At 51.2% G+C, this 17,468-nt stretch carries 12 protein-coding genes and 2 pseudogenes; 6 read left to right on the top strand and 8 right to left on the bottom strand.

Going from position 1 to position 17,468, the window contains the following annotated elements:
- The first annotated feature begins 128 nt into the window (after nucleotides 1-128).
- Entirely contained in the window at nucleotides 129-1,019 is an 891-nt protein-coding gene (locus J1G37_RS09755; RefSeq protein WP_207041407.1) for an ATP-binding protein, read from the top strand.
- Entirely contained in the window at nucleotides 1,016-1,498 is a 483-nt protein-coding gene (locus J1G37_RS09760; protein ID WP_207041409.1) for a GAF domain-containing protein, read from the top strand. The genes J1G37_RS09755 and J1G37_RS09760 overlap by 4 nt, the downstream gene beginning before the upstream one ends.
- A gap of 46 nt (nucleotides 1,499-1,544) precedes the next feature.
- Here J1G37_RS09760 and J1G37_RS09765 read toward each other — a convergent pair whose 3' ends face one another.
- The 4 genes and pseudogenes from J1G37_RS09765 to J1G37_RS09780 form a co-directional block, all read right to left on the bottom strand.
- Nucleotides 1,545-5,177, bottom strand: a complete 3,633-nt coding sequence (locus J1G37_RS09765; RefSeq protein ID WP_207041411.1) for a transporter substrate-binding domain-containing protein — start codon at nucleotides 5,175-5,177, stop codon at nucleotides 1,545-1,547.
- A gap of 8 nt (nucleotides 5,178-5,185) precedes the next feature.
- Nucleotides 5,186-5,809 (bottom strand): response regulator transcription factor, encoded by a 624-nt coding sequence (locus J1G37_RS09770; RefSeq protein WP_124525368.1) that lies wholly within the window; start codon nucleotides 5,807-5,809, stop codon nucleotides 5,186-5,188.
- Between the two features lie 251 nt (nucleotides 5,810-6,060).
- Nucleotides 6,061-6,462, bottom strand: a complete 402-nt coding sequence (locus tag J1G37_RS09775) for a response regulator (protein ID WP_207041413.1) — start codon at nucleotides 6,460-6,462, stop codon at nucleotides 6,061-6,063.
- Nucleotides 6,463-6,635: 173 nt separating this feature from the next.
- Nucleotides 6,636-7,376: pseudogene (locus J1G37_RS09780) on the bottom strand (deoxyguanosinetriphosphate triphosphohydrolase); the annotation flags it as partial.
- 242 nt (nucleotides 7,377-7,618) lie between these two features.
- Here J1G37_RS09780 and J1G37_RS09785 point away from each other — a divergent pair.
- Nucleotides 7,619-8,785, top strand: coding sequence for a hypothetical protein (locus J1G37_RS09785; RefSeq protein WP_207041414.1), 1,167 nt, complete (start codon nucleotides 7,619-7,621; stop codon nucleotides 8,783-8,785).
- 137 nt (nucleotides 8,786-8,922) lie between these two features.
- On the opposite strand, the gene J1G37_RS09790 is transcribed toward J1G37_RS09785, so the two are convergent.
- Nucleotides 8,923-10,095, bottom strand: coding sequence for an N-6 DNA methylase (locus tag J1G37_RS09790; protein ID WP_207041416.1), 1,173 nt, complete (start codon nucleotides 10,093-10,095; stop codon nucleotides 8,923-8,925).
- A gap of 67 nt (nucleotides 10,096-10,162) precedes the next feature.
- On the opposite strand from J1G37_RS09790, the gene J1G37_RS09795 reads away from it, so the two are divergent.
- The 3 genes from J1G37_RS09795 to J1G37_RS09805 all read left to right on the top strand — a co-directional run bounded on the left by J1G37_RS09795 (nucleotide 10,163) and on the right by J1G37_RS09805 (nucleotide 14,257).
- A complete protein-coding gene (locus J1G37_RS09795; protein WP_207041418.1) occupies nucleotides 10,163-11,866 on the top strand; it encodes a zinc ribbon domain-containing protein in 1,704 nt (567 codons plus the stop codon).
- On the top strand, nucleotides 11,863-12,696 hold the full coding sequence (locus J1G37_RS09800) for a hypothetical protein (protein ID WP_207041420.1): 834 nt from the start codon (nucleotides 11,863-11,865) through the stop codon (nucleotides 12,694-12,696). The genes J1G37_RS09795 and J1G37_RS09800 overlap by 4 nt, the downstream gene beginning before the upstream one ends.
- A 199-nt stretch (nucleotides 12,697-12,895) precedes the next feature.
- On the top strand, nucleotides 12,896-14,257 hold the full coding sequence (locus J1G37_RS09805) for a deoxyguanosinetriphosphate triphosphohydrolase (RefSeq protein ID WP_242551510.1): 1,362 nt from the start codon (nucleotides 12,896-12,898) through the stop codon (nucleotides 14,255-14,257).
- A 101-nt stretch (nucleotides 14,258-14,358) separates the two neighbouring features.
- Here the strand turns inward: J1G37_RS09805 and J1G37_RS09810 are convergent, their stop codons facing one another.
- From J1G37_RS09810 to J1G37_RS09820, 3 genes and pseudogenes are all read right to left on the bottom strand, one after another.
- Entirely contained in the window at nucleotides 14,359-15,012 is a 654-nt protein-coding gene (locus J1G37_RS09810) for a hypothetical protein (protein WP_169906682.1), read from the bottom strand.
- A gap of 571 nt (nucleotides 15,013-15,583) precedes the next feature.
- Nucleotides 15,584-16,207, bottom strand: a pseudogene (gene dgt / locus J1G37_RS09815) (dGTP triphosphohydrolase); the annotation flags it as partial.
- Between the two features lie 71 nt (nucleotides 16,208-16,278).
- Nucleotides 16,279-17,442, bottom strand: a complete 1,164-nt coding sequence (locus tag J1G37_RS09820) for an EAL domain-containing protein (protein WP_207041422.1) — start codon at nucleotides 17,440-17,442, stop codon at nucleotides 16,279-16,281.
- Nucleotides 17,443-17,468 lie beyond the last annotated feature (26 nt).

The following is a 17,468-nucleotide window of genomic DNA, read 5'->3' on the forward strand; positions in this document are numbered from 1 at the left end:
GCAAGCATAGCTGAACATCCACCGGCTCTGGCTTGCCCGGCATTAATCGGTTTTTACGCAGCCTCGTGTGTTCTGCCGCGGGGCTGCCAATACGCCATCTTTTGCAAGAACTTGCCAGAGGAATAATCGTGGATTCTCGATTGAATGCCTTTCTTGAGCGGGCCGATGCCGTGCTCGCCCGCCTGGAACCCTTGTTACCCGCGCCGCGCCAAGCCATCGATTGGAACCAGTGCCTGGCCGCCCGTTGGCAGCGTGAAGGCCGCAGCGGTTTCTTGCTGCCACTGGACGTGAGTCTGGATATGCGCCTGTCCGACCTGATCGGCGTCGACAAGCAGCGTGAAACCCTGGCGCGCAATACCCAGCAGTTCCTCGACGGCCTGCCCGCCAACCATGCGTTGTTGTGGGGTTCACGTGGCACCGGCAAGTCGTCCATGGTGCGCGCCTTGCTGGCCCAGCACGCGCAGGCCGGCCTGCGCTTGATCGAGATCGAACGCGACCACCTGGCCGACCTGCCACGCGTGGTCGAGCAACTGCTCAAGCTGCCGCAACGCTTCATCCTGTTTTGTGATGACCTGTCGTTCGAAGCGGGCGAGGGCGACTACCGCGTGCTCAAGAGCGTGCTCGATGGATCCCTCGAACAGGCGCCGGAAAACGTGCTGCTGTACGCCACATCGAACCGTCGTCACCTGGTGCCGGAAAACCAGAGCGACAACGACAACTGGAAGCGCGTAGACGGTGAGCTGCACCCAAGCGAAGCCGTGGAAGACAAGATTGCCTTGTCTGACCGTTTTGGCCTGTGGCTGTCGTTCTACCCGTTCACCCAGGAACACTTCCTGGATGTGGTGGAGCACTGGATCGGCGAGCTGGCGAGCAAGGCTGGCTTGCAGTGGCAGCGCGATGAAAACCTCGACATCCTTGCTGTGCGCTGGGCAACCGGGCGCGGCAATCGCAACGGCCGTTGCGCGTATCAATTCGCCCGTTACTGGGTGGGCCTCAAACTGCTGGAGCGTCAACCGTGATCGATCTACAACAAGCCGGCACCGGCCTTGATGGCTATGCCATGCTGTGTGCGCAACTGCAATCGCTGCTCGCCGACGAGCGTGACTTCATCGCCAACAGTGCGCAGTTTTCCGCGTTCCTGTTCAACCAGCTGGACGACCTGAACTGGGCCGGCTTCTATCTCAACCGCAATGAAGAACTGGTGCTCGGGCCGTTCCAGGGTCAGATCGCCTGTGTGCGTATCCCGTTTGGCCGTGGCGTGTGCGGTGCGGCGGCGGCCTCGCGGCAAACCCAGCGGGTGGAAGACGTGCATGCATTCCCAGGGCATATCGCCTGTGACAGCGCCTCCAACAGCGAGCTGGTGGTCCCGTTGGTCAAGGATGGCCGGCTGGTTGGTGTCCTCGATCTCGACAGCCCTTCGCTGGCGCGCTTCACCGCGCAAGATCAGGCGGGCATCGAGCAGTTGGCGGCGATTTTCCTGCGTTTGACCGACTGCTGATCCGATCCCTCAGGGAGCGAGCAATGTCGCTCCCTGAGGAAGGCTGTCAGGCACGATTGAGCTCGTTGAGTTGTGTTTGCAGCATTCTCTCCAGTTCAAGCATGCATTTTTCCAGGGCCTTGACCCCTGTTTCGATCGCCGGCTGCTGCTCCCCTCGGGCGCAGGCTTGCTCCAACGCCTCACATTGCCCGGCCAAATCGCGAGCCTGCACGATACGCGCGGCACCTTTGATCTTGTGGGCCTGCTCGATAATGTCCTGTGCCGGGGCCTGACGTACCGACAACGCCACCAGTTCCTCCCGATCATGGCGACTACTGCTGAGCAGCTCCTCCAGCAGGCGCTGGCTGAGTTGCGGGTCACCTCCCGTCAGCGCGTCCAGGCTACCAAGGTCCAGTTTTACGTTGCAGGGTTGCGGCCTGATTTGTGTGAGTTGCCGTTCCAACGCCGTGAGGCTGATGGGTTTGAACAGACAGTCATCCATGCCCGCTTCGGCGCAGCGCTGTTTCTCTTCGGGTTGGGCGTTGGCGGTAAAGCCCAGCACAATGCACGGCGGTCGCTGCTCGCGCAGCTCGTACTCGCGGATAGACCGGCTCAATTCGTAGCCGTTCATGATGGGCATGTTGCAGTCGGCGATCACCAGGTCGAAGTGTTCCTGGCGCCAGGCCTGGAACCCCGCGGCACCGTGCTGGGCGGCCGTGAACTGGTGCCCCAGGTAGCCCAGTTGCTGGCACATCAGCAAGCGATTGGCGGGATGGTCGTCCACCACCAGTACGTTAAGCACCGAGGCAGACGCGGGTGTCGCCGGCTTGAGTTGATCCACTTCCTTGAGCGGTGGCAGGCGCGGCATTTTCAAGTTGATATGCACCTGGGTGCCCACCATGGGTACGCTGCTCAGGCTCAATTGCCCGCCCATCATCGCGCACAGGCTGCGGCAGATGACCAGTCCCAGGCCCGCGCCAGTGCGGGCCAGGTGCCCTGAGTTATCTGCCTGGGCGAAGGGTTCGAACAGGCGTAGTTGATCATCCCGGCTGATACCAATGCCGGTGTCTTCCACGACCAGTTTCATCTCGACCTGCTGTGGCAGGTTGGTGGCAAGTACCTCGACGCGGATCTTCACCTGGCCGCGCTCAGTGAACTTGATGGCATTACTGACCAGGTTGGACAGCACCTGCTTGAAGCGCAACGGATCGATCAGTACGTCGTTGTCATCCAGATCAGGCGTGTACTCAAGCAGCAAACTGAGGGTTTTCTGACGTGCCAGGCCGTCGAACACGCGCACCACTGACTCGATCACCTCTTTCAGGTTGACGCGCTCGGGGGCCAGGCTCAGGCGACCGGATTCGATGCGCGCGATGTCGAGGATGTCGCCGATCAACTCCAGCAGGTCCTTCGCCGAGTTGTAGGCCACCTCAATCGCCGGGCGGTCCAAATGGCCCTGGTCAGCCCGCTTGAGCGTCAGCTCCAGCATGCCGATCACCGCGTTCATCGGGGTGCGGATTTCGTGGCTCATGGTTGCCAGAAAGGTGCTTTTGGCACGGTTGGCCTCGTCGGCACGCTCCTTGGCGGTGCGCAGTTCATCGAACAGCTGGCGCCGTTCGCTGATGTCGATCCAGCCACCGATGATGCCTTGGACCTCTCCAGTGGAATCGCGGTAAGGCAGGATCCAATGGTAGATCGTGTGTTTTTTGCCACGGATATGCAGGGGACGATCGAGAATTTGCGGATTGCCTTGCGCCACGACGCGTTGGTAGTCGGCGTGGTAATGAGCGGCTTCAGTGTCGAGGGCCGTGCTGATCTGCATGACACTTTTGCCGATCACGTCCTCGCGCTTGACGTCAAATACTTGCAGATAGCTGTCGTTACAGGTTTGCAGTAACCCCTTGCGGTCACGCACGTAAATGGGGTGTGGGGTTTCGTTGACCAGCGCCCGCATGAACTCGAACTGATCGTTGAGTGCGCGCTCGGCCATCTTGCGATGCTTGATCTGCCGGCGCATGTAGGCGTTCCACGCCAGGGATATCAACAGTAACAGCCCAGTACCGAGGATGATCTGGGCAATCAGGTCGTGGTAGTTGCGCCAGTAACTGTCGGAGGCGGCGGTGTAGCCTCGCCACCGACTGTTGATGACCCCCAGTTCATCCGGGTCGATGCTCAGCAAGGCCTTGTCCAGGATTGAACTCAGTTCGGTCGCTGAGCGTGACGTCGCCAGGGCAAAGGCGGCTGGCGTCGTGCCAATGCTGAAGCTGGTCTGAATCCTGTCCTGGAACATCGGCGAGGACAGGAAATAGTTGGCAACCACCAAGGTGTTCACCGCGCCATCCACATGGCCCTGGACCAGTAGTTCGGCGGATTTGAACGTGTCGATCGTCTCTACCAGTTGAATCCTCGGGAAGTTTTCACGCAGGAACTTTGAAATCGGGCTGCCTTGGGTCAATGCCAGGCGTTTTCCGTCCATTGCCTCCAGGCTGGCTGGTGCCTGATCTTCTTTGCGCGTCAACATCACATAGGAGTTTTCCAGGTAGGGCCGGCTGAAGTTGAGCTGGGCTTCCCGCTCGGGGCTTGGCGCGATGGCGCTGATCATGTCGGACTTGCCAGTCTCCAACTGTTCGATCATCGCGCTGATACCCCGCACGCGGACGATCTCGAAACGCATCCCGGTACGCAGGCGAATCAGCTCCAGCAGGTCGGCAGCAATGCCACGGAAATTGCCGTCGGCGTCAAAGAACGTCATCGGCGCGAAGGTTTCGTTTACAACCACCTTGACCACCGGGTGTTCCCTCAGCCAGCGCTCCTCGCGGTCGTTCAGTTGCAGCTTCTGGTCGGTCAGCAGGATGTCGCTGCCTGCACTCCAGCGTTTGGCAATGCTGTCCCGTTCGTTGCTGGGTACCGTCGCGAGCACCGAATTGACGATACCCAGGAGCATCTGCTGGTCCTGGCGCAGGGCAAAGCTGAATCCGTAGGCCTCGTGTTTGCCGAAGTTGGCCATGCGGATATTCTTCAGGTAGCCCTTGTTGATCATGTAGTGGGTAGAAATGGTGTCGCCGAGAAACACGTCTGCCTGATCGAATGCCACCGCGTTCAAGGCATTCTGATACGAGGGATAGGCACGGATGACTGCTTTGGGGTACAGCTTTTGCACTTCGTCCAGTGGCAGGTAGTGATAAACCAGGCTCAAGCGCAGCCCCGCCAGGCCCTCGCTGAGGCTGCGGGTCTCGCGCTCACGGGTCACCAATACCGGTTGGTCTACGGCATACGGCGTGGAAAGCGTGAGCCGGGGGTTTGCAGCCTCAAAGCCGTTGGAGGAACCGAGCAGGTCGATTTCACCTGTATCGAGTGCTTGAATGGCGGCCTCTCGGGTGGGATAGCGCAACACCTTGACCGGCATCGCCAGTGCCTTGGCGAGAATCCCGGCATAGTCGGCAGTTAGCCCTTCGTAGTCTTGCCCGCTGGACGTAAGGTCAAAGGGCGGGTAGTCCGGTTGCGCGGTGCCCAGCACCAATTCGCGTTTGTTCTGTAGCCACTGGCGCTGGGCTTTGTCCAGCTGAGTATCCAGTTGAAGGGACCCCGCACGGCTCAACAGGGTGAAATATTGCGGTTCGGTTTGAGCCGCAAACACGGCCGTGCTCAAGCACAGGCCTGCACCCAATACAATCAGATAATCCTTTATACGCCTGGGCATCCGCTTTCTCACACTAGCGCGTTTCGTTTTGCCAACTCGATAAGTTCTACCAAGGATTTGGCTTTCAGTTTTTGCATGAGCCTCTTTTTGTAGGTGCTGACTGTTTTGTTACTTAAAAACATCCCTTTGGCGATTTCTTTGTTGGTGCGGCCTTGTGCAAAAAGTTGCAACACCATTAACTCCCTGTCGTTAACTGACTTGAACAGTTCAAGTTCCTGGGAGTTGGTGTCCACGCCGCTGGCATTCAATGCCTGGCTAGGGAAGTAGTTGTAGCCTGACAATACGGCGCGGATGGCACTCAGCAGTTCACTCAGGTCGCCCTCCTTGCACACGTAGCCATCGGCACCCGAACGCATGCAGCGCGTGGCGAACAGCGTGGGGCTCTGGGCGGTCAGGACGAGGGTTTTCATCTGGGTGTTCATGGCGTTGAACCGGCACAGCACTTCGAGCCCATCAAGTTTTGGAATACTGATGTCAAGAATGATCAGGTCCGGTAGGCATTCGCGGACCATCTGTATCGCATCACAACCGTTATCTGTTTCACCGACGACTTTATAGCCTTCGTGTTCCAGCAGCATTCGAATCGCCAGCCTTATAACAGGGTGGTCATCGATAATGAAAACTGAGTTCATAATCCCATTCCATGCAAGTGCAAATAAAGCGGGCACATTAGCTCAGATGGTGTGTTGTGAGCATGAGCCTCAGTGGTGCTGGATACAAAACAGGAAAACTCCTACAGCAAAAAAGGCAGTTGCTTACGAATTGTCAGGACTTAATGCTTGGGTGTGTCCGTGTGTCGATCGTTGTATGGCGGCAATGGCGTGGATAACGCTCCGAGATTGGCTTTGTACTGTGCTTTTCGTATGGGTTAATGTTTAAAGTCTTACGGCTGTATGTCAGAAGTTGAATTTATCAGTGCGCTAAGTTCATCTCGATTCAAGGGCTTGGATAAGTAGCCCAGCAAGGGTAGGCCGCGTTGCCGTGCCTGGGCATAGAGCTTCGACAGTTCAAGCATGGACAGGCCACTGAGCAGGATGGCTGCGCTGATGAAGCCCCGACGGCTGGCTATGTCGACCAGTTCCAGCCCAGGCAGGTCCGGCAGGCACTGGTCGCAGAGCATGAGGTCGAAAGGTGTCCGGGACCGGATCATCTGGCGAATCGCATGTTCGGCATTTTCCGCCAGCGTCAGTTGCTCGAAGCCGAAGCTCTTGAGCAGGCACTGGGTTGCCAGGAGCTGGAAGGGATGATCCTCCACCAGCAGAATACGCAGGCAATGTTGGGGCATAAAAGGGCACACACTGAGTCAAGCGTCGATGGGGCGGAGCGTAGGAATTGCTCTCAAGGTCGGCCGGAAGCGCGCGTGATTATTCTTTGAGTGGTTGTGCGAATTCGATCAGGCCGCTCTGTTCCCGTCGTAGGGCGATTCTTTTCAGGGAACAGGCTGCTTGATTGTCGACGTTATTGCGGGCTGGAGCGCCCAGTCATCTCCCGTGCCATTTCGGTGGCGTAGCTGTCGGTCATGCCGGCGATGAAATCGATCATGCGCAGGAACGAAGCGTGCAACGGCCAGGCCGGGTTTGGCGCGCTGTTGCCGAGCAAGTCGAGAATGCGCCGGTTCTTGAACGACGGCGTACGGCCGCCATGCTGTTCCAGCGCGGCACCGCAAAAGGCGTTCAGGAGGATTTCCAGGGTGGTGTAGGCGCCGATTTCATGCAGGGTCTTGCGCTTATCCTGGAAGATTTTCTTGCGTGCCATGTCCTTGGCATCCAGCACGCAGCGTTGGGCCGGGCCGTGCATATGTTCCACCAAGTCACCGGGCAGGGTGCCGGCGAGCAAGGCGTCCTGCTGTTCTACGAAGGCCTGTGCCGCAGCGTTGGTCAGGTGTTCGATGGCCTTGCCGCGCAGGATCGCCAGTTTGCGTCGACGCGAGTCGCCGGGGCCCAGCTGTCGATAGGTTTGCGGCAAGTCATCGCCCACCAGGTTGAGCAGCAGTGCTTCGACCTCGGCGTATTGCAGCAACTCCATTTCCAGGCCGTCCTCCAGGTCGATCAAGGCGTAGCAGATGTCATCTGCAGCCTCCATCAAATACACCAGCGGATGGCGCGCCCAGCGTTGTTCCTCCAGCTGCGGCAGGCCGAGCTTTTGCGCGATTTGTTCCAGGATCGGCAGCCCACTACGGGCAATTCAGCAACCAAACTGTAAAGTTGCTATCTAATTGATTTATATGAGTAAATCGTAGTTTTAGGCCTTGTTCTGAAAAGCCCAGAGATCGTGATGCCAGCGTTAGCGGTAGGGAACGTTTCTAAGGAATCGTAGAAAATTGCCGTCAGGTAGCGAGCTTCTTGGTGGTGGAGAGGCTTTGCAGGCATGCGTCCCCATCAGTCACGCCCTTGGCGTTCCCATTGCGTTAAACGACAATGAGGAACACCAAAGGAGTCGTCATGAAAGCAAATTGGATTTTGGCGGGAATCGGTATTGCGGTAGGGACCGGCGTTCTGGTTGCCATTGGTGTCCTCTGGGCTTATGGGTATTACCTTGGACCAGTATCAAGACAAGCAACAGACTGGGGAAGCTTCGGATCCGTGATGGCGGGGGCATTCACGTTACTCAGTTCGTTCGCGACTATCGGGACTCTACTTTTCCTTTATCTTCAACAAGTGAAGAACGACGAAAAACAGGAAAAAACCGACTTGCAAAACCTGCTTAAAGAGAAAAAACACGATGAGGTCGTAGAAAAACAACTGAAAGCTTTGGCTTTTGAGCAATATTTGAATCACCGAAAACTATTTATAGAACGGCTAAACGAGCAAGCAACATATTTTCGAGGGGAGATTGGATTCCCTAATCCTGAGCGTGTCTATAACGCAGTGTTCCCCAAAAATAGCCCAAGCCATTGTGAGTACCGGGTTGATCTCCTCGATCCCAAAGATGCAAAAGCTTACGATCTGACTGACTGCGTAGCAATTTACCGATCAATCGGATTACTGTTGGAGAATTATAGCGACAAGGAGAAGCACTTAACCTTGATTCAAAAAATTGTGCATATACAAGGGTGTCTCGGTATAAGCTATTCTGGACAACATCGGGAAGGCGATATCTATTTCGTTGGTGTGAACGCAGGTTTAAATATTTACACGATTGAGAAAACACTCATTCGTATAGAAAACGTACTTAATTCAATACTTTTCTACACTGGAAATGAAGCACTACCACAAATTCATCACAAAGGACAAAGCTCACTTATACGTGATGCCCTGTATGACACAATTACCAACTACCATAGAGCAAAAGGTGGTATTGAAATTAGGTATACAATTGAAGCTCTTCCGTTTCTTCATCAATTATATGAGGATAGTCAAATTCATTTCGTCGTAACGGAGAGGCTGCTAGAAGAAAGCTATATAGCGTTAGTAGAGTTGTTTTCAAGTCACGACGAGATGGCGAAGTTAAATGATCATGACTACGCGGATAGACTCACAGACATAATTCTTTACGAACTGAATTCGGCAAAAAAAATATACGCTTCAGAACCTGACCATATGACTATACTGCAAAGAATTGAGAATACCAATTGGTGTGCAATGGAGTCTCTTGGCGTTACAGTGTGATTGAATATTATTATCTATGTGTTGATAGCGTGCTCCCGATTAGGGAGCAAACGCTCGCAACCGTAGTTATCAAATGTTAGACGACTGAAACTCCAATGAAGAGAGTTAACAGTATTGTGAAAAAAAGAATAAAAATATTATCGGATAGCTGATGCAAAATTTTCGTCAGAAATTCGCAAAAACTCTCTCAGATATACGGTTAAGTCTTGAACAGTAATATACTTAGCACAAGTTCCTCTGGCCTGCGACACAACCCTAGGCAAACAGCTCTCAATCCAATATTTCAAAAAAACGTTGGAGCTAATAGACGGCGGTAGACGCACTCTAAAAACACAATCAGATACTAAGTACTCACCCTCTTCGACAGTAACGGCTCGCCCAACAACCCTACTACCTACGCGGCTAATTAAAATATCACCCTTGGTCGCTATTAAGAGTTTCTTGCCTATAATCATAGTCGGCTTTAAAGGAATAGGGGCAACGCCAATCGCACTGTTAGAAAAGCCGCTTGTATGATAGAAAGGCAAACCTAGTGATCTACATTCCTTGCCCGAAAGTTGTCCTCTTTTTATCGAGAAGCCATCTGAGTCCGAATAGGGTTGGCATCCAGCATTTAACTCTTTCAAACCAAGGTTAAAGTCGGACTGCTGTTTTGCTACCGATGCTCCAGAAGTATCTATAAAAGTGAAGCTTTCATCTGACTCACCCTTCTTCAGTATAACTATGTAAGTTTTAGCCTCGGTTCCTTTGAAGGCACCGCTGCCAATTTCGGCTACAGCAACCACACTACAAAACTTTAATAATCTAGAACGAAATTTTATAAAAGCAGCCGAACAAACAATCAACTCTGGAAGAATGAAAGCCACACAGGCTGAGTCAGCCATCAATCTCAGATACTGCAAAACGAAGAGTACTTCGCTTCTGATGCGTAAACCGCTGAACACATCACGCAGCCCAAACGCTTCTAGGATGGAAATATCATAATCAGAAACTTTCCTCCATGAAAAAGGAGGATTGCTAACAGCAAAATCGAAACTAGAAAGCTTGCCCAGAAATATACTTTCGAAGGACTCGGAAAGGACATCAATATTATAATGCTTTCCTTTAAAGCTTGATTTCAATTTCGACACGTTTAGCGGATCAAGTTCGCATGTGGTTATTTTTATTTTTGGCCACTTCCGGATTATAGGAAGCAAAAGAGCCCCTTCGCCTGCACTAAGCTCTATACATTGCCGTGGCGTCATAGCAGGTAACATTGAGGCCAATCTTTCCCCAATCCCCTCTTCAGTGTAATATTGCTCCAATGACACCAAAAAAACCTCATAAATTGACGCTACAAAATACCAAAAAATAGCGGCCCTGTAAAGGAAACAGGTAATGAAAAGTACGCAAGAAGAGTTGGACTTTAAAGAGCTTGAGTCTCATGAGTTCGAAGAAAGAGCAGACTATCTCCCTGATAGCTATATTAAGGACAAGACAGCCAAGGGGCAGTATTTTGATGAAATACAAAAAAAATTATTCCAAGTAGGTGCGAAGCTGCTTATTGGCCCACGGGGCACAGGTAAAACTCACCACATGAGACTTGCCTACATTAGTTGCAAAGAAGACAAGGCTAAGCCTTTGCCCATATATGTCTCTTTCAATCATTACCTTCGCTTAGAAACTTATCTTAATGAAACATCCAACGCGATTGGGGTATTTCACGCTTGGGTGCTTAGCAAAATCCTTCTGGATTGTCTAAAAACCTATAACATAACTCCAGAGCAGGCCGAACTAGAACCTAAAAACCTTCAGGATTTTATCGAGGCGGTTGAAAAACAGCAATATAACTCAACTCATGACGCTATTGTACAAATCATATCAGTAGAAAAAACTCAAGGCTATATAGAAGATGCAATTCAAGTAGCCGGAAGAAAGCGTGCAGTTTTATTGCTAGATGATGCGGCACTTACGCTGACGCCGGAATACATGGTTGAGTTTTTTGAAATTTTCAGAAGTTTAAAAACAGCCCATATTTCGCCGAAGGCTTCTGTTTATCCGGGAACGACTCAGTACGGCCCACGCTTTCACCTAGGTCATGACGCTGAGCCTATTCACGTTTGGCTCAATGTTGAGAATCCCAAATATATTGAGTTCATGAGTTCGTTAACTGAAAACAGATTTGAATCCGATATAACTATTCCTCAAGAAATCCTTACGCTATTTAAGTATGCGGCATTTGGCATTCCAAGAGCCTATATTATGATGGTGAGGGAGTATCAACAATTAAAAACAACTAGTACGCAGTCGAAGTTTAATAAAGTAATTTCTGACAGAAAAAAATACATGTTGGCAGAGTATTTGTCTATTGGCGATAAGCTCAAACAATATCAGGGCATGATCGGACTGGGGAGTGAGTTTTTAAATAACACGGTTGCCAATTTAAAGAAATTCAATCATGAGCGAATCGATAGGGATGAAAACACTTTCGAAAAGGTTATCGCCGTCGGCGTAACCGGTATCCCACCGAAAGCGGAGAGGATGATTAGGTTTTTAATCGAAGCTGGTTTGCTCTACGAAACTGACGATATTTCACATGGTCCGGGAAGAAAATTAAGGCGTTTCATCCCACACATTGTTCTTTTACTTGAAGGCAGAGTGCTCACTAAAAGCAGAGGGTTTAAATCGTCTGAACTGCTAGAGATACTGAAAAGAAAATCCGCAAAGCATCCGTCGAGGCCGTCGTTTGAGGCAATCATAGCTAAAGACAAATTATCTATGCTAAACCTCAATCTCCCACCTTGTCATAACTGTCAAGCGGAACGCATGACTGAAAAGCAGAAGTTCTGCCATGAGTGTGGCAAGCCTTTAATCGATCACTCGACATTTAAAGAATGCATGGCAAAACCACTTAATGAACTTCCTTTGACGAAATTTCAAATTAAAGCGATTGACACATTTACTAGCTTCAAAACCGTCGAGGATGTTATTCGGAGTCAAGATCCCGCTAATGAGCTTCAAAAAGCACACAGGGTCAAAGCTGCTAGGGCGGAAGATATATATAGAAGAATTAATCAATGGGTTAATGAGTTTCTAGTATGAAAGCCAAGCAAACGCCGTACAAGAGCCTCGTGTCTGGTCCAAGGACCTCATCCAAGTTTGACTCAACGATTTATTTTAGAGATGTCGAGCTAATAGACTCATCGCCGATTGAACGCTTTATTAGTCAGCGTGAAATTTTAACAAAAATTCTTGGCAAAGAAGATGACTCTGAAGAATGGAGAATCAAAGCAAACCTTGCGATTATTGGAATTGTATCAGGCGTTGAATCATATTTCCGAGCAATAATTAGACGAGTTCTCATATCTGATGAGGACTCTAGAGCACACAGCTACAGAAATAAGGTCTCTTACGGGGCTGTTCTTTTCCATCTCTCTCATTTATTGCCAGAGGCGTTACTTGAAGACAGCACATTCGTGAGTAAAGAAACAATATTAAAAAATGTAAAAAACTTTCTAGGGCTACCAATTAACCCTCAGCAGGTTCCTGCTCTGGATACTGCTCTTGATGAGTTTGAAAAAGTTTGTCATCTCAGGCACTGTATAGCTCATCGCTCAGGACTTTTAGGTTCAAAAAACGCCATCGAGTTAGGGCTTGATAAGTTTTCTATTTATTTAGAGAAGCCCATATCGCCAACGCTCGATTCAGTCAATAACGTATTTAATATCTGCCAGAATTTAGTTCTCGAATTCAATGATCAGATATTTGATTGTATTGTTACGCGTTCGATTCCCAAAGGAATCTGGACTGGTGACCTCAGGAAAGATAAAAAAATCTATTCAGCTCTTTTCGCGACTTTTTCACCTACACCTAACGATATGGATGAGTTAAGAAAGTCTTATCGTAGTTTTACTAACCACTTCGGAATCTAAAGTTTGTCGATGTGGCTCAGGCTTTAAGTGTTTCTTTGCGTGTCCGTAAAGTATCTTATAAATATAGTCGTAAATAGGTTGGAAGGGTGAAAATAAGATTTTAGTTTCTGGCTTGAAGTCATGTATTTTCGGATATGTTTTGAAGTTATTGTGTAGATCAGCTATCTTGTATATTAACTAGATTGTTTGGGAGGCATGCATGGAAAGCATGAGTTGGGACAAACTGCTGAATAACACTCGTCTTGGAGGTCGGCCTCCTAAATCTGAGTTAGGCCGTTCGCCTTTTCACTCAGACCATGACAAGGTGATTTTTTCTGGTGCTTTCAGACGCCTTGCAAGAAAGACTCAGGTACATCCGCTCGCCACTAATGACCATGTTCATAATCGTCTCACGCATAGCTTAGAAGTTGCCTGTGTTGGACGCACACTAGGTGTGAGAGTAGGCCAAGAGCTTCTGAATGAAAGGCTTATCCCTGAACAACATTCGGCTTCTGATATTGGTGATATTGTCCAAACTGCTTGTCTTGCTCATGACATTGGCAACCCTCCCTTTGGGCACACAGGTGAAGAGGCTATACGTCACTGGTTCTCCAATGATGTCGGGGCAAAGATAATTGAGCGGCTTCCATTCAATGAAGCTGCTGACTTGCGTAGGTTTGAAGGTAATGCCCAAGGGTTTAGGGTTTTAACTACCTCAGAGTATCATCCCTATGAAGGGGGGATGCGTCTAACCTATGCGTCACTTGGAGCTTTTATTAAGTATCCTTGGCTGGCAGGGGATGCTCTTAACATGCAAAGGCCGATTCAGAATAAATACGGTATTTACTGCTCTGAGTTGGGTTTGTTTGATGAAGTGGCTAATGCTACTGGTTTGTTAAAGCTGGGTGATGGTTGGCGATGTCGCCATCCACTGGCTAATTTGATGGAAGTCTCTGATGACTTCTGCTACGCCATTCTTGATTTAGAAGATGGTGTAGAAATGGGTATACTTGACTGGGATAAGGTCTTTGAGATTTTATGCCTTGTTCTTAGCGACCACCAGAAGAATCAGATAGTCAAAGAAATTCAAGGCATGAAGGTTGGCCGCAGGCTCTCTATGGTTCGTGGAAAAGTTATTTCTGCGTTCGTAGATGCTGGAGCGACGGCCTTCATGAATAATCATAATGGAATCATGACAGGCAAGGTGTTGGGTATCTTGGACCTTTGTGATAAGAGCGTGCGTGAATGTGTAACAGCCGCCAAAGGTCTTGCTCGTGATGAGATTTTCCAACATCCAAGAAAGGTTGAGTTGGAGATAGGAGCTTATAGCACTATTTCTACACTACTTAACGTTAGCTGCTCTGCAGCTTTAGAATATGTCAGAAAGGGCGGTGTGGCTGATTCGAAGACTAGAAGGGTGGTTGAGCTTCTTGGACTGGACTTGAAAAATTTAGACGCCAGTGGCTCAGTTTCAAAGGAGTATGGTGCAATCATGCAGGTTCTGGATTACGTGAGCGGTATGACAGATAACTATGCCATGCACTTAGCTCGACAATTCAGTGGTATGGGTGGGGAGCGTTGAGCTTGATGTTTAATAATTAGTAGCTGTTTTATTGTGTGTTGAAAATGTGTTTTTCATCGAAAAAGGCTTCATCGAAAAGGCCACTTACGTGGCCTTATGTATTACAAGTCAGCTTTTAGTTTGTCAAATTCATTTTTTATTTCGCCAAGCATCAACTTGCGTCCCGCGTTAGCTTTGGAGTTCCCGATAATGGCAGAGATGGAAAACCCAATTCCAGTAAGTGCTGTTCCCACTATATAGCCAAACCATCCTTTGGCAATGTATACACCAAGGGCAGTAACTGCGATTCCGGCAGCGACAACAATTTTGTTGCCATTATAGGTTTTAAATTCCCCGTGCTCATAATAAGTTTGCGTAACTGCAAGTGAAACTAGGCTAAAAAATGTTCCAACTCCCGGCAACGTAAACATTGTAAAGTCTTGAAAAGTAAAAGTCTCTTTTTCGGTAATATACCCGAGTGCGTAAACCTCCCCGTTCGGAGTCACTTGATAGGCGACTGGTTCACCACTTTTAAAAGCCATTAGAATTTTTTTGCCAACTGGGGCGTGTAAACTCTCGTCAATTAGGATCGCTGGCAGTAAGGCTCCGTCGGGAAATTCTAGTAGTGCTTCAAGTTTTACACTTGTACCTATACTGTTTCTGACAGAAACATTTCTACCTTGTGTGCTTGTTGTCACAGAGCCGGTGGTGTGAGAAGTGACGGTCTTATCCCTCACAATGACTGGAGTGCAAATAAACGCGGGCTTTCTATTCATAGCTATTCCTTAGCATGCTAGCAATAAAAAGTGAATGTATTAAAATTTTAATTCATTCCTTTTCTTTTTTTCATTACGCTTTACTGTCTAATCTCAAAATTTTAAGAAGACTATTGGCACAATGCCATTATTTTTAGTGGTCAGAAATTTATCAAATTTCCAAACCCTGATCAAGCGGCTTTAGAGCTTTCATTCTTTTTATCGTTCGCTAGTAAAAAGGATCGGGTGTCGCAGCTGCACCAGAGGCGTAGAGCAGGCGAGTCATAGGTAGCGATGGCCAGTGTCTTTGTTTTGCTGGTGATCAACCGCAAATCTCTGTCCAGATCGAACGGGCTGTTCAAAGAGTGGTGTAACTATGCAAAGCATTTGGCTCGATAGTTTAATGGTATGGGTGGGGAGCTAATCTAGGTGGTTTGGGTCACGGGATCGGTGGTAAAGTGAAGCTCTAGCAAAAACCTTCTTATTCTTTTTTTGAAAGCTAAGTCTTCCTAGTATTGCCAAATAGTTGCACTTATAACTTTTTGGCTGTTGCTTTTCAAAAAATGTCATTTTTGGCTGCAAAGCCTAAGTACAGCTCGCTCTGGTAGCAACCGAACTTGTGTTTCTTGTAGCCCAGTGCGTCCGCGTGGCGCGCGGTCCAAGGGTATTTGAGGTAGGTGCCCAGGGTCGCATAGGTCAGCCGTGTACCACCGTCGAACTGGTGGTATTCCAACTGGGTCAGCACCCGGAAGCCCTGGGCATTGCCCTCGAAGTTGAGGAAGTCATTGCGCTCGGCGCTGCTCATGTCGTCCAGCCAGCCGCGCCCGGCCGCTTGCTGGAACCAGTGGCGGATGGCGTCTTCGCCGGAGTGCCCGAACGGTGGGTTGCCAATGTCGTGGGCCAGGCAGGCCGATTGCACCACCATGCCCAGGTCGCTCGGGTCGCACCAGTCGGGCAGGGCGCTGCGCAGGGTTTCGCCGACGCGCATGCCCAGGGAACGGCCGACGCAGCTGACTTCCAGCGAGTGGGTCAGCCGCGTATGGATGTGATCGTTGCTCGACACAGGGTGCACTTGGGTCTTGCGGCCCAGGCGGCGAAACGCGCCGGAGAAAATGATGCGGTCGTGATCCTTGTGAAACGGGCTGCGCCCCAGTTCTTCCGGGCTGTGCAGGGGTTTTCCAAGACGTTCGCGGGTCAGCAGGGTGGGCCAATCCAAGGCGGGGACTCTCCGTTCGGTGAATGACCCCCCCAGCTTCCCGGTTCCGCCTTGGCGGGGCAAGCGAAAATCTACAGGCCGGCCGCGTCGATATCGATTAACAGCAAGCGCTGACCGTTATCGAAGAATTGTCCGGCGGTCAGGCAGTATTGGTTGGTGGTGGCGTCGCGGTAGGTCGAGGACAGGTTCAGCCGGCGTTCCTCCCAGCCTTCCGCGAGCAAGTGATAGAAATACGGGCGCCACGACCAGTTGTGGCCCAGGTAGCGGCTGTCGGACTGCCAGGCATCGTGCCGCCACTCGAAGTTGGGGGTTAGTTGGGTGCCATGGCGGTCGCACTGGTAGAAGCGCAACAGCCAAGGGAAGTCCGGCAGTTGCGGCAGTTGGCTCAGCGGCGCCTGGCCCTGGGCCCAGGCCTGGAGGATTTTCATCAGTTCGGCCAACTGCTGGCGCAATTGCATGATGCGCCCACGTTCGGCGAGTTTTTGCTGCACGTACTGCGTACGCAGTTGCGCAAAACGAGGCACGAAGGCATCGGCGGCAAACCAATCCAGCTGCGCCTGGGCGAACAGATAACCCTGCACATAGCGCGCACCGCATTCCAGTGCAAAGCTCAACTGCGCTTCGGTCTCCACGCCTTCGGCAATGATCCAGCAGCCGGTTTTCTCGGCCATTTGCGCAAGCGCCCGCACCACTTCACTGCTCGGCCCGCCCCGTGCGGCGTCCTGGAACAGGCGCATGTCGAGCTTGAGGATATCCGGTTGCAGGGCCAGCACCCGGTCGAGCTGGGAATAGCCGGCGCCGAAATCATCGATGGCAATCCGCGCGCCGGCTTCGCGATAGTGCGCCACCACGTCAGCCAGGCGTTGGATATTGCCGCCCAATTCGGTGATCTCGAACACAATCCGCCGCGGATCGACACCCTGGGCGTGCACCTGCTTCAGGCTGGGCAGCGCTTGGCCGGGGCGCAGGCGGTTGATCCAGCGCGGCGAGATATTCAGGCTGAGGAACCAGTCTGCGGGCACCTCATGCAGGCGGCTCAATGCGTTGTCGCGGATTTGCCGATCGAGGCGGCGCAAGGTCGCGCCAGGTGTGCGCGGGTCGGCAAACAGCGGGCCCACGGAGAGCAGGCGGCCGTCAGGTTGACGCAAGCGACCCAGGGCTTCGACGCCGGCAATGCGCCCGGTGGCGGTGTCGATAAACGGCTGGAAGCAGGCGAGCGGTTGCCCGTCGATCACAGGGCCTCCTTGAATAGTTGGCGAAA

The sequence above is a fragment of the Pseudomonas sp. Marseille-Q1929 genome (assembly GCF_017316265.1).
Taxonomy (GTDB): domain Bacteria; phylum Pseudomonadota; class Gammaproteobacteria; order Pseudomonadales; family Pseudomonadaceae; genus Aquipseudomonas.